Below are 12,286 nucleotides of genomic sequence, written 5' to 3' on the forward strand. Positions count from 1 at the left end.
TTGTGCGCGGATGGTTTGAACGGAGGAACGGGTGGACTTCACCCTGGAAGCGGCGGCAGCGGCAGTAGCCGAGGCGACGCAAGAGGTAGTGGGCCGATTGGCCCCCGACTGGACCGACAAGTTCGACGCTGACGGTTTCGACCGGGCGGCGTGGGAGGCGTTCACCGGCGCCGGGCTCACCGTGCTCGCGCTGCCCGAGGCACTGGGCGGTGACGACCTGCCGCTGGACGCGCTGGCGCCGCTCGCCACCAGTGCGGGCCGTGCCGCAGCGGTGACGCCGCTGGTCGGAACGCTCGCCGCCACCGCGTGGCTCGGGCAGCATCCGGCGGCCGCCGAGCGTGTGGCCACCGAAGACGGCTGGTACGCCGTCGCCGTCGCCGAACGCGGGCAGGCGCTCGGTGCGCCGTCGCGCATCACGCTGCGCACCGACGGTGACGCGAGCGTGCTGACCGGCGTCAAGACCGGCGTCGCCTTCGCGGAGGGCGCCGCGGCGCTGCTCGTCGTGACCGCCGACGAGGTGGTCCTGGTCGATCCGCAGGCCGCCGGCGTCACTCTGACCAAGACCCCGACCTCCTCGGGGGCGGCCGAGTTCACCGTGACCTTCGACGAGGTCGCCGTGACCGCCGACGACGTGCACGACGGCGCGGAGCTGCTCGCCGCGGACTACCGCGCGCTGCTGGCCGCGTACTCCGCCGGTCTCCTCGCCGGAGCCATGGCGATGACGGCCGAACACGTGACCGTCCGCGAACAGTTCGGCAAGCCGATCGCCGCCTTCCAGGCGGTGGGGCAGCAGCTGGCCGACATCTACGTGGTCTCCCGCACGCTCGACTTGATCGCCACCTCGGTGGCGTGGCGTCTGTCCAACGAGCTCGACGCCGCCGCCGATCTGGCGACCGCCGATTACTGGGTGGCGGCGGAACTGCCGAGCGCGCTGCGCACCATGACGCACCTGCACGGCGGGATCGGCGTCGACATCACCTATCCCCTGCACCGCTACTTCTCGCTCGCCAAGGACCTGGCGCGCGTGGTCGGCGGTTCGACCGGCGCGCTCGACTTGCTCGCCGACGTCACCGTCGAGGAGGCGGCATGTTCCTAGACATGACCGACGCGCAGCGGGCGCTGCGCGACGAACTGCGGGAGTACTTCACCGGGCTGATCAGCGCCGACGACGAAGTCACCATGCGCACCGAGCGGCACGGCGAGGCCTACCGCGGCATCATCAAGCAGATGGGCGCCGACGACCGTCTCGGCGTCGGCTGGCCGGCCGAATACGGCGGCAAGGGCTTCGGCGAGTTCGAGCAGCAGCTCTTCACCAACGAGGCCGTCCGCGCCGATGTGCCGCTGCCTTCGGTGACCCTGCAGACCGTCGGGCCGACGCTGCAGCAGTACGGCTCGCAGGAGCAGAAGGACAAGTTCCTGCCGGCCATCCTGTCCGGCGACGTGCACTTCGCGATCGGCTACACCGAGCCCGACGCCGGCACCGACCTGGCCTCGCTGACCACCCGCGCCGTCCGCGAGGGCGACGAGTACGTGGTGAACGGCCAGAAGATCTTTACCACCGGCGGCCACGACGCCGACTACATCTGGCTGGCGGTGCGTACCGATCCGGACGCGCCCAAGCACAAGGGCATCTCGATCCTGATCGTCGACACCACCGATCCGGGGTTCTCGTGGACGCCGATCATCACCGCCGACGGTGCGCACCACGTCAACGCCACCTACTACAACGACGTCCGGGTTCCGGCGTCGATGATGGTGGGCGAAGAGGGTGGCGGCTGGAAACTGATCACCACCCAGCTCAACCACGAGCGCGTCATGTTGGGGCCGGCCGGCCGCATCGGCGGACTCGGCGACCGCATGCGCGAATGGGCGTCGACCGCGACCTACGACGGGGCCCCGGTGATCGAGCAGCAGGCCGTGCGGCGCGTCGTCGCGCAGATCGGCGCGTACGAGCGGCTCAACGAACTCCTCAACTGGCAGGTGTCCGCTTCGGGTGAGGTCTCGATGGCCGATGCGTCGGCCACCAAGGTCTTCGCCACCGAACGCCTCCAGGTGATCTACCGCCTGATCGACGACGTGGTCGGGACCTACGGCGACTTCGCCGATCCGGTCACCGCGGCATTCGTGGAGTGGCTCGACCTGCAGGCCAAGCGCAACGTGGTCATCACCTTCGGTGGCGGCGTCAACGAAGTGATGCGCGACCTGATCGCGACGGCCGGTCTGGGCCTGCCGCGGAACAAGAGGTGACCGGGATGGACCACGACCAGATCCGCGCAGCCGCCGCCGACCTCAAGGCTGCCGGGGCCAGCGCCCCGCTGCGCGGGCGCGACCCGATCAACCAGCCGATGATCCACAACTGGGTCGAGGCGATGGGCGACGCGAACCCGATCTACGTCGACGACGAGGCCGCCCGCGCCGCCGGGCACCCCGGCATCGTCGCACCGCCGGCGATGGCGCAGGTGTGGACCATGCGCGGCCTGCACGGTGTGCGCGCCGCCGACGATCCGCTGGGTCGGGCCACCGAGCTGTTCGACGAGGCCGGCTACACCTCGGTGGTGGCCACCAACTGCGACACCGTCTACCACCGGTACACCCGGCCCGGCGAAGAAGTGACGCTCTCGGCCGAGCTCATCGACGTGACCGGACCGAAGCAGACGGCGCTGGGCGAGGGCTGGTTCTTCACCACTCGCAACACCTGGTCCGTCGGCGACGAAGTGGTCGCCGTGATGGAGTTCCGGATCCTCAAGTTCCGGCCCGGCTCGGCCGCACCGGCGAAGCCCGCGGCGCCGGAGGGCCTCGAGCCAGCGAAGCTGCTGCGTCCGTCGGTCTCCCGCGACACCGCGTTCTTCTGGGAGGGCGTGGCCGCCCAGGAGCTGCGCATCCAGCAGCTCGAGGACGGCTCTCTGCACCATCCGCCGATCCCGGCCACCTGGAAGCCCAAGGACGCCGACGGCCAGTACCCCGGCACCGACTACGTGGTCGCGGCCGGCACCGGCACCGTCTTCAGCTTCGTGGTCCACCACGCGCCCAAGGTCCCCGGCCGCGCACTGCCCTTCGTGGTGGCGCTCGTCGAGCTCGACGAGGGTGTGCGCATGCTCGGCGAGCTGCGCGGCGTGGACCCGACCGAGGTGAAGATCGGCATGCCGGTACAGGTGGAGTTCCTCGACTTCGACGCCACCGACGATGCCCCGGCCTGGACCCTGTACGCATGGAGTGCGCGATGACCGACACCATCCACACCGGCCGGATCTCCGTGGGAGATGTCTTGCCGCCGTTGACCATTGACGCGACGCCGACGTTCGTCGTCGCCACGGCGCTGGCCACCCGGGACTTCCAAGACGTCCACCATGATCGGGATCTGGCGCACGCGAAGGGGTCCAAGGACATCTTCGTCAACATCCTCACCGACACCGGTCTGGTGGAGCGCTTCGTCACCGACTGGGCCGGCCCGCGCGCGCGGATCGGCTCCATCAAGCTCAAGCTCGGCGTGCCCTGGTACGCCTACGACAGCCTGACCTTCACCGGCGAGGTCACCGACCTCGACGGCGACGTCGTCACCGTGGCGGTGACCGGCACCAATTCCCTTGGCAAGCACGTGATCTCGACGGTCACCTTCTCCCGGGAGGGGGACCGATGAGCGATCGCACTCTGTCCGGCAAGGCGGCCATCGCGGGGATCGGCGCGACCGACTTCTCCAAGGACTCCGGTCGCAGTGAGCTGCGGCTGGCGGCCGAGGCGGTCAACGCCGCGCTCGCCGACGCGGGGCTCACGCCCGCCGACGTCGACGGTCTGGTGACCTTCACGATGGACACCAACGCCGAGATCGCGGTGGCCCGCGCCGTCGGGATTCCAGAGCTCAAGTACTTCTCCCGCATCCACTACGGCGGCGGCGCCGCCTGTTCCACCGTGCAGCAGGCCGCGATGGCCGTCGCGACCGGTGTGTGCGACGTGGCCGTGGCCTACCGCGCGTTCAACGAGCGGTCCGGGCTGCGCTTCGGTCAGGTGAACTCGGCCGTCGCCAACCAGGAGAACTCGTCGGGCACCGACAACGCCTTCTCGTACCCGCACGGCCTGTCGACGCCGGCCGCCTTCGTCGCGATGGTGGCGCAGCGGTACATGCACGAGTACGGCGCCACCAGCGAGGACTTCGGCCGGATCGCCGTCGTCGACCGCAAGCACGCGGCCGTCAACCCGAACGCCTTCTTCTACGGCAAGCCGATCACCCTGGCCGATCATCAGGCCAGCAGGTACATCGCCGAGCCGCTGCACCTGCTCGACTGCTGCCAGGAGTCCGACGGCGGCGTGGCCGTCGTCGTGGTCTCCCCGGAGCGCGCCAAGGATCTAGCGAAGCGTCCGGTGACCATCGCCGGCGCCGCGTCGGGCAGTGGACGAGACCAGTTCATCATGACCAGCTACTACCGCGATGAACTCGCCGGGCTGGAAGAGATGGGTCTGGTGGGCCGGCAGCTGTGGGCGCAAGCGGGCATGAGCCCGTCCGACGTCGACCTCGCGATCCTGTACGACCACTTCACCCCGTACACGCTGATGCAGCTCGAAGAACTCGGCTTCTGCGGACGCGGTGAGGCCAAGGACTTCGTCCGCGAACCGGGCGCCCTCGAAGTGGGTGGACGACTGCCGCTGAACACGCACGGCGGACAGCTCGGCGAGGCCTACATCCACGGCATGAACGGCATCACCGAGGCGGTCCGGCAGTTGCGTGGCGACTCGGTGAATCAGGTCGACGGCGCGTCCGCCGCCCTGGTCACCGCCGGTACCGGCGTGCCGACCTCCGGCCTGATCCTGACCGTCGACTAGCCCACACCGTCGCACCACTCCCACCACCGCACCGGCCTGCAGGCCAGGCGCTCTTCCGCAAGGAGAAAGTTCCATGAAGTTCAATCTCGCCACCGTCTTCGAGACCGTCGCCGACGCGGTGCCCGACCGCGACGTGCTGACCTACGAGGGCATAGGCATCACCTATGCCGCCATGGACGCGCAGACCAGCCAGGTGGCGCACCTGCTGGCCGCGCACGGTATCGGCCGCGACGACAAGGTGGCGCTGTACCTGAAGAACAGCGTCGAGCACGTCGCCGCGTTGCTGGGCATGCTCAAGATCGGCGCCGTACCGGTCAACGTGAACTACCGCTACACCGAGCCGGAGCTGGAGTACATCTTCGACAACTCGGACTCGGCGGCGATCATCGTCGAACTGCCCGAGCACCAGGCGCTGCTGGCGAAGGTGCTGGACAAGCTGCCGGAGCTGCGCGTGATCTTCGTGATCGGCGAGGTCACCGAGGAACTGAAGGCCGCCGCCGGCGACACCATCGGGCTGGTCGACTTCGCGGACTGGACCGAGCAGTCGACCGAACGCGACTTCCCCGAGCGCAACGGCGAAGAGCTGTACCTGATCTACACGGGTGGCACCACCGGCTACCCGAAGGGTGTCATGTGGCACCACGACGACTTCTTCCGGAAGCCGATCTCCGGCGGCAACCCGTACGGACCGGCCCGCGAAAGCTACGAGGAGCTGGGCCGCGAGGTCGCGAACTTCCCGTCGCTGGCCTTCCTGATCGCCGCCCCGCTGATGCACGGCGCCGCGTCGTACTCGCTGTTCACCTTCCTGTCGCTGGGCGGCCGCCTCATCCTGGAGCGCGACTTCGACCCGGAGGCGATCGTCGGGAACATCGCGCGCGACCAGACTCAGATGATCCTCATCGTCGGCGACGCCATGGGCATGCCGCTGGTGGAGGAGATGGAGCGTCGTCAGGAGGAGCTCGACCTGTCGTCGCTGTTCATGATCGCCTCGGGCGGCGCCATCTGGAGCCAGAGCGTCCGCGATCGCTTCACCAAGATCAAGCCGGAACTGGTGCTGCGCGACAACTTCGGCGCCTCCGAGTCGGGCAACGACGGCGAGATCTCGCTGGACGAGAACGGCAACCTCAAGATGCCGCCCACCGACCGGATGATGGTGGTCAACGAGAAGTTCGAGCGCATCACCACGCCGGGCGAGGTGGGCTACATCGCACGCGTCGGCAACATCCCGCAGGGCTACTACAAGGACCCGGAGAAGACCGCCAAGACCTTCCCGACCATGGCCGACGGCACCCGCATCTCGGTGCTCGGCGACATGGGCTACGTCCACGAAGACGGCAGCACCGTGTTCCTGGGCCGCGGCAGCCAATGCATCAACACCGGCGGCGAGAAGGTGTACGCCGAAGAGGTCGAGGCCGCACTGCACGGTCACCCGGACGTCGCCGACGCCCTCGTCGTGCCGGCCCCGGACCCCAAGTACGGCCAGCGCGTCGCCGCCGTGGTGCAGCTGCAGCCGGGCGCCGCGGAGCCGACCCTGGAAGAGATCCAGGAGTTCTGCCGCCAGACGCTGGCCCGCTACAAGGTCCCACGCACCCTGGTGGTGGTCGACGAGGTGCGCCGCACCCCGGCCGGCAAGGCCGACTACCGCTGGGCCAAGGCTGCCGCGGAGGCGGTCGAGGCCTAAGCGGTCGACGTCTGAGCAGGTGTGACTCTCAGCGGCCCTTGATCGTTGCGTAACGGTCGAGGGCCGCGAGTCGTTCGGTGGCATGGTCGACGATCGGCGCCGGGTAGCCGGGTGCGCCGGAACCCGGGAGGTGGACCCGACCGCCTGCGATACCGCGCAGCTCGGGGACCCAGCGGCGGACGTAGTCGCCGTCCGGGTCGAACCGTCGCCCCTGGGTCACCGGGTTGAAGACGCGGAAGTAGGGCGCGGCGTCGGTGCCGGAGCCGGCAGTCCACTGCCAGCCGTGTTGGTTCGAGGCCAGGTCGCCGTCGACCAGGTGCGTCATGAAGTGGCGGGCCCCGCGCCACCACGGCAGGTGCAGGTCCTTGGTGAGGAACGACGCCGTGATCATCCGGACGCGGTTGTGCATCCAGCCTTCCGCCAACAGCTGCCGCATGCCGGCGTCGACGATGGGGTAGCCGGTGCGGCCGGTGCACCAGGCCTCGAAGTCGCGGTCGGCGTCCGGCCCGGAGTCGTGCGGGAGGGCGTCGAACCGGGCGTCGTAGTTGCGGCGGGCCGTCTCCGGCCGGTGGTGCAGGACGTCGGCGTAGAAGTCCCGCCAGGCCAGTTCGCTGCGGAAGGTCGCGGCGTCGTCGCCGGTCGCGTTCCGCAGGTCGTGCAGCAGCGTCCGCGGGTGCAGGCAGCCGAATTTCAGGTAGGCCGAGAGGCGGCTGGTCGCATCCAGGTCGGGGCGGTCGCGGTCGGTCGCATACCCGGGAGCGTCCGTCGTGTCGTCGAATCCGGTGCGGAAGTCGGCCCAGCGCGCGCGGGCGGCCGCTTCACCGGGGACGGGCAGGGTCGCGTCGACGTCGACCTCCGGCAGCGGGTCGCGGGGCGGCGGCGGCGTCAACCAGTGCAGCGTGTCGGCGTCGGTGTCGGCGGGTGCGCGCCAGCCGTGGTCGTACCAGGCACGACGGTACGCGGTGAACACGCGATACCCGCCGCCCGACGAACTGCGCACCCGGCCCGGAGCGACGGCGTACGGCGATCCGGTGGCGACGAGCTCGCGGCCGTTCTCCGCCAGCGCGGCGGCCACCGCTGCGTCGCGACGGCTGCCGTAGGGGCCGTAGTCCGCGCTGACATGGACCTCGCGCGCGCCGACCTGTGCGGCCACCGCGGGCACCACGTCGACCGGATCGCCGGTGGCGACCAGCAGACGTCCGCCGAGGTCGTCGTCGAGGGCGCGCAGGCAGCCGGCGAGGAAGGCCACGCGGGCCGCGCCGGACGGGCGCAGCAGCGCCGGATCGAGGACGAACAGCGCGAGGGCGTCGCCAGTCGTTTCGGCGGCCGACAGCAGCGTCGGGAGATCGCGCAGGCGAAGGTCGCGGCGGAACCAGATCACTGCGGGGGCGGCCATGGAAGCCATTGTTCCCTGACTCGCCCTCGGTGCGGCGATCGGTGCGCTGCCGCCGGGTCGGTGCGGCAGGATCAGGGCATGACATCCGGGAGCGCCGCGCTGCGCGGGATCGCTCGGGCGCTGCCCGGTGTCGAGACCGTGCGCGTGTACCGGCGCGGGTGGCTGCGCGGCGACCTCGCCGCGGGCATCGCGGTCGGCGCGCTGCTGATCCCGGCCGGCCTGGGTTACGCCGAGGTGGCCGGCCTGCCGCCGGTGACCGGCCTGTACGCGACCATCATCCCGATCCTCGTCTACGCCGTGCTCCTTCGCCGCGCGGGCCGGGCATTCGGTCGACGGCAACCACGAGATGAGTGCGGTCGGGGCGTCGAACGTGGCCGCGGGCTTCTTCGGCGGCTTCCCGATCTCGGCGTCGAGCTCCCGCGCCGCGGTGGCCGAACAGTCCGGCGCCAAGACCCAGCTGACGGCGCTGATCGGTGCGGCGCTGCTGATCCTCGCGCTGGTGCTGGTCCCCGGTCTCGCCGAATACTTGCCGTCGGCCGCGCTGGCCGCGGTGGTCATCACCGCCGCCCTGGCGCTGGTCGACGTCCGCTCGGTGGTGGAACTGTTCCGGATCGACTTCGTGGAGGGCGCGATCAGCGTCGTCGCCTTCATCTATGCGGTGTCGCGGCCCTATCGTGCCGAGCTGGGCTGGGTCCCCGGCCTGCGCGGCTACCACGACCGGGCGCGCCACCCGGAAGCCGAACTGATCCCGCACGTGCTGCTGTTGCGGTTCGACGCGCCGCTGTTCTTCGCCAACGGCGCCCGGTTCGACGACTGGGTGCGTGACGAGTACCGGTCTGCTCGGTCGGCCGGCCGCGAGATCACCGCCGTGGTGCTGGCCTGCGAGCCGATCACCCACATCGACTCCACCGCGATCGACGAACTGGTGGAGCTCGACGACTACCTCTCCAAGCACTCCGTCGACCTGGCGTTCGCCGAGATGAAGGATCCGATCCGGGAGCAGTTGGAGCGCTATCGCCTCAAGGTCGACGGCAAGCCGCGCTTCGGATCCAGCCAATTCGCGCCCACCGTCGACGCGATGGTCGACCGGTTCGACGACGGCCCCGCCTGACCCTTCGAGCGGTCGCTCCGGGGCTCGGTTCGACACCCGATGTTAGGTCATGCTTATATTCATTTGGTTAGGCAAGCCTGGCTTCGTTCGACGTTCTGGTTTCGGACGGTGAAGAGCACCTTGGAAGGTCCATACATGCGCACGTCATTGCTGGGGTCGGTCGCGGCCCTCGGGGTTGCGGCACTCATCGGTCTCACGGTCCCCGGCGTGGCGAGCGCGGACCCCACCGCGCCGCGATCCGGATCGCCCCGGCAGTCCGCTCCCGCGCCGAAACCCGCTCCGGTCGCACCCAAGCGCTCGGCCGTCGACGGGCCGATCGTCGCCTACCGCGACGGCGTGCCGGTGGTGCTGCCCAAGCACTTGACCGCCGCCGGGCAGGCCTCCTTCCTCGACGGCCTGCGCGCCCAGCTCACCGAGCAGGGCATGGCGCTGTATCAGCAGCTCATGCAGTTCCTGCCGATGGGCGGCGGCGGGAACGGGCCGTCCCGTGGGACGCCGGTGCTCACGGTCACACCGTCGTCGTCGATCGCGCCCGGTTCGACGGTCGCCGTCTCCGGATCCGGCTATCGGCCCGGCGAGGACCTCTACGTGGTGCAGACCGTGGCGAAGCCGAGCTCCGGATACCCGTCGACCTACGCCGACGGCGGCGCCAAGCTCACGGTGCGCGGTGACGGCACTTTCGCCGCCACGCTGAAGATTCAGCGTTCGTTCAACGGCGTCGACTGCTCGGCGACCAAGTGCTTCGTCGCCAGCATCACCGCGTTCCCCAAGCTCACCGACCGCACGCAGGACGCGTGGGTGCCGATCACCCTCACCGGTGCCGGTGCCGGTGCCGAGCAGCCTGATACCGCGCCGGCCGCCCAGGGGCCGGCGGCTCCGGCTCCCGGTGCTCCGGCGACCGGTCGGCCGGCGGTTTCGCTGAGCAAGTCCACCGGACTCAACCCGGCCGGGGACACCGTCACCGTGACCGGCCGCGGCTTCGGTACCTCCGGGCCCGGCGTCTATGTGGGCATCGCGCAGACCGACCAGCACTCGTCGACCGACGCGTCGGCCTTCGGTCCGGGCACGGTGTTCGTCTCCACCGCGAACGGCAAGCTGTCCTCCGACGGCTCGTTCTCGGTGCAGTTGCCCGTTGCGGCGCGGTTCGGCAAAGCCGACTGCACCAAGAACGCGTGCGCCGTGTACACCCTCGCCGCCCACGGTTCGACGGATCGCAGCCAGGACACGTCGACCGGTGTCTCCTTCGCCGGTGGCCCGTCCGCCGGAGCGGATGCGCCGGCGGCGTCACCCGCCGCTGAGCCTCCGGCCGCGGCCGGGACGGCTGCGGTGAGTCTGTCCACCACCAGCATTGCTTCGACCGGCGCCACCCCGATCACCGTCTCCGGCAAGGGCTTCTCGACCGCTGGCCCGGGTGTGTACCTCGGTGTCGCCGAGACGGCGCGGTACTCCACCACCGACGCGTCGGCGTTCGGGGCCGTGACCTACGTGCGGCCGGACCAGATCGGCGCCGACGGTTCGTTCACCGTGACGCTCGACGTCGAGCCGGTCTTCGCCGCCGGCAACTGCGTCGAGAACCCGTGCGCGATCTACACGATGGCGGCGCACGGATCGGCGGACCGCAGTCAGGACACCGCGACGCCGTTGACCATCAAGGGGGCGGACGCCGGTAAGCCTGCAGAGGGGAAGAGCGCAGAGGGGAAGACCGCAGAGGGGAAGACCGCGTCCGACAAGGCGGCGAACGCCGCTTCGTCGCCCGGCTCGGCGTCGACCGAACCCGACGTCCAGGCCGTGGCCGCGACGTCGACGACCGATGACTCGGTGAGTCCGTGGATCTGGGGCGCCGGCACGGCTGCCCTGGTGGTCGCCGCTGCGCTCGGCGGCCTGCTGCTGGGACGCCGCACTTCCCGGTAGCCCGCCGCTCCGGCGGCCTCACCCGCCCGGAGGCCAGCGAACTTCAGGAGAAGGCCTGCGCGTCGCCGGGGGCGAGGTCGTTGCCGAGAGCGGCCAGGATCCGGTCGCGCACGTCCTGGGCGGCGCGCTGGTGGCGGCTCAGTGCGAGCCAGTGCTGGTCCAGGGTCGACGTCCGCTCCTCGCGGAGAACGGTGTGCATACGTGCCAGCAGCGCCTGGTAGCCGCGGCGCAGCCACTGGTCGGCCAGCGACCGAGCGAGGACGGGCAGGTCCGCCTCGGTGGGGAGCGGCCACGGATGGAGCGGGTTGGGGGAGGCGATCTCCATGAGGAGATACGCGAACCGGTCGTCGTGCTCGGTGAGGTCGAAGGCGGTGACCAGGTCGGCCGCCGACACCGGTGTGCCGTCGGCGACGGCGCCCGCGAGGCGGCGGAACACGGTGCCGTGGTCGGGCAGATAGAACAGTGGCGCGTCGGCCGGCAGCCGATCGGGACCGATGAGGGCGTGCACGATGGCTGTGGCGGTCGACGGCGGCGCCCAGACCAAAGCAGTGAGGAACTCGCGTTCCAGGGTGATCGTCGCGTCGATCTCGTCGACGTCGACGGGTACACCGAAGGTGTCGAGGTCGTCGTGGCCGGCGACGGTCTCCAGTTCGGGCCGGGGCTGCGGGACGGCGTCGGTCACGTCTGTCCGTGCCGGGCGGCCCAGTCGATCAGCGGTGTCACGGCGCGCCAATCGATGCGGATCTTCTCGACGAGGGCAGGCGTGTGGATGTCGTCGTCGAAGCCGTAGCTGCGCATGGCGGTCAACGACTTGTATCGCAGCAACTCGATGCGCGGATGGTCCTTGGCCCACCCGCGCGGCGCGGTCTTGAGCCGTTCGCCGGAGATCTCCCAGCCGGTGCGGCGCAGGCGGGCGAGGATCTTCTCCAGCTCGGCGCCGTAGCGTTTGTGGTCGATCGCGGTGCGGATCGCCGCTAACCGATCGGCACTCGCCTCGTAGAACCCGCCGCCCACGCGGAAGCCTGGTGCGGCGAGCTCCGCGTAGTAGCCGGTGGCCGGGGCCTTCGCGACGAACGCGCCCTGGTGGGTCTTGTACGGTGTCTTGTCCTTGGAGAAGCGGACGTCGCGGTGCGGCCGGAAGATCTTCGCGGTGCCGAACTCCTCGGCCAGCTCATCGGTCAGTGCGATCATCGGCGCGCGCACCGCCGACTGATAGGTCGTCTTGTTCGCCTCCCAGTAGACCTTCGAGTTGTCGATCTCCAAGTCGTCGTAGAAGTCGAAGGCCGACTCGGGGAACCCGTCGAAGCTCATGCGTCGAGGCTACTTCCAGCCGTCGATCCGCGGCTCGGAGTGTCGACAGTGGCGCCCCCAT

At 70.1% G+C, this 12,286-nt stretch carries 11 protein-coding genes and 1 pseudogene; 9 read left to right on the plus strand and 3 right to left on the minus strand.

Annotated features, from left to right (window positions below):
• Window positions 1-31 precede the first annotated feature (31 nt).
• The 6 genes from ABD989_RS00720 to ABD989_RS00745 all read left to right on the plus strand — a co-directional run bounded on the left by ABD989_RS00720 (window position 32) and on the right by ABD989_RS00745 (window position 6,496).
• Complete coding sequence (locus tag ABD989_RS00720; RefSeq protein WP_345312068.1) at window positions 32-1,096, plus strand: acyl-CoA dehydrogenase family protein; 1,065 nt, start codon at window positions 32-34, stop codon at window positions 1,094-1,096.
• Window positions 1,087-2,247 (plus strand): acyl-CoA dehydrogenase family protein, encoded by a 1,161-nt coding sequence (locus ABD989_RS00725; protein WP_345312069.1) that lies wholly within the window; start codon window positions 1,087-1,089, stop codon window positions 2,245-2,247. Before ABD989_RS00720 ends, ABD989_RS00725 begins: the two co-directional genes overlap by 10 nt.
• Before the next feature lie 5 nt (window positions 2,248-2,252).
• Window positions 2,253-3,224, plus strand: a complete 972-nt coding sequence (locus ABD989_RS00730; protein ID WP_345312070.1) for a bifunctional MaoC family dehydratase N-terminal/OB-fold nucleic acid binding domain-containing protein — start codon at window positions 2,253-2,255, stop codon at window positions 3,222-3,224.
• Window positions 3,221-3,637 carry a MaoC family dehydratase gene (locus tag ABD989_RS00735; protein ID WP_246993895.1) on the plus strand — a complete coding sequence of 139 codons (417 nt, stop codon included), beginning with the start codon at window positions 3,221-3,223 and terminating at the stop codon, window positions 3,635-3,637. Before ABD989_RS00730 ends, ABD989_RS00735 begins: the two co-directional genes overlap by 4 nt.
• The gene (locus ABD989_RS00740; RefSeq protein WP_345312071.1) at window positions 3,634-4,815 is read left to right on the plus strand and encodes a lipid-transfer protein; all 1,182 of its coding nucleotides are present in this window, start codon (window positions 3,634-3,636) and stop codon (window positions 4,813-4,815) included. Before ABD989_RS00735 ends, ABD989_RS00740 begins: the two co-directional genes overlap by 4 nt.
• 73 nt (window positions 4,816-4,888) lie before the next feature.
• Window positions 4,889-6,496, plus strand: a complete 1,608-nt coding sequence (locus ABD989_RS00745; RefSeq protein WP_345312072.1) for an AMP-binding protein — start codon at window positions 4,889-4,891, stop codon at window positions 6,494-6,496.
• 28 nt (window positions 6,497-6,524) lie between these two features.
• On the opposite strand, the gene ABD989_RS00750 is transcribed toward ABD989_RS00745, so the two are convergent.
• Entirely contained in the window at window positions 6,525-7,892 is a 1,368-nt protein-coding gene (locus ABD989_RS00750) for a cryptochrome/photolyase family protein (RefSeq protein ID WP_345312073.1), read from the minus strand.
• A 78-nt stretch (window positions 7,893-7,970) separates the two neighbouring features.
• Between ABD989_RS00750 and ABD989_RS00755 the strand changes: the two are divergent.
• From ABD989_RS00755 to ABD989_RS00765, 3 genes and pseudogenes are all read left to right on the plus strand, one after another.
• Window positions 7,971-8,130: pseudogene (locus ABD989_RS00755) on the plus strand (hypothetical protein); the annotation flags it as partial.
• 108 nt (window positions 8,131-8,238) lie between these two features.
• Window positions 8,239-9,003 (plus strand): SulP family inorganic anion transporter, encoded by a 765-nt coding sequence (locus tag ABD989_RS00760; protein WP_345312074.1) that lies wholly within the window; start codon window positions 8,239-8,241, stop codon window positions 9,001-9,003.
• Window positions 9,004-9,138: 135 nt separating this feature from the next.
• Entirely contained in the window at window positions 9,139-10,914 is a 1,776-nt protein-coding gene (locus ABD989_RS00765) for a neocarzinostatin apoprotein domain-containing protein (RefSeq protein WP_345312075.1), read from the plus strand.
• Between the two features lie 43 nt (window positions 10,915-10,957).
• Here the strand turns inward: ABD989_RS00765 and ABD989_RS00770 are convergent, their stop codons facing one another.
• Window positions 10,958-11,596, minus strand: a complete 639-nt coding sequence (locus ABD989_RS00770) for a hypothetical protein (protein ID WP_345312076.1) — start codon at window positions 11,594-11,596, stop codon at window positions 10,958-10,960.
• Complete coding sequence (locus ABD989_RS00775; RefSeq protein ID WP_345312077.1) at window positions 11,593-12,225, minus strand: DUF2461 domain-containing protein; 633 nt, start codon at window positions 12,223-12,225, stop codon at window positions 11,593-11,595. Before ABD989_RS00775 ends, ABD989_RS00770 begins: the two co-directional genes overlap by 4 nt.
• Between the last annotated feature and the right edge of the window lie 61 nt (window positions 12,226-12,286).

The organism is Gordonia alkaliphila, assembly GCF_039542465.1.
Classification (GTDB): Bacteria; Actinomycetota; Actinomycetes; order Mycobacteriales; family Mycobacteriaceae; genus Gordonia; species Gordonia alkaliphila.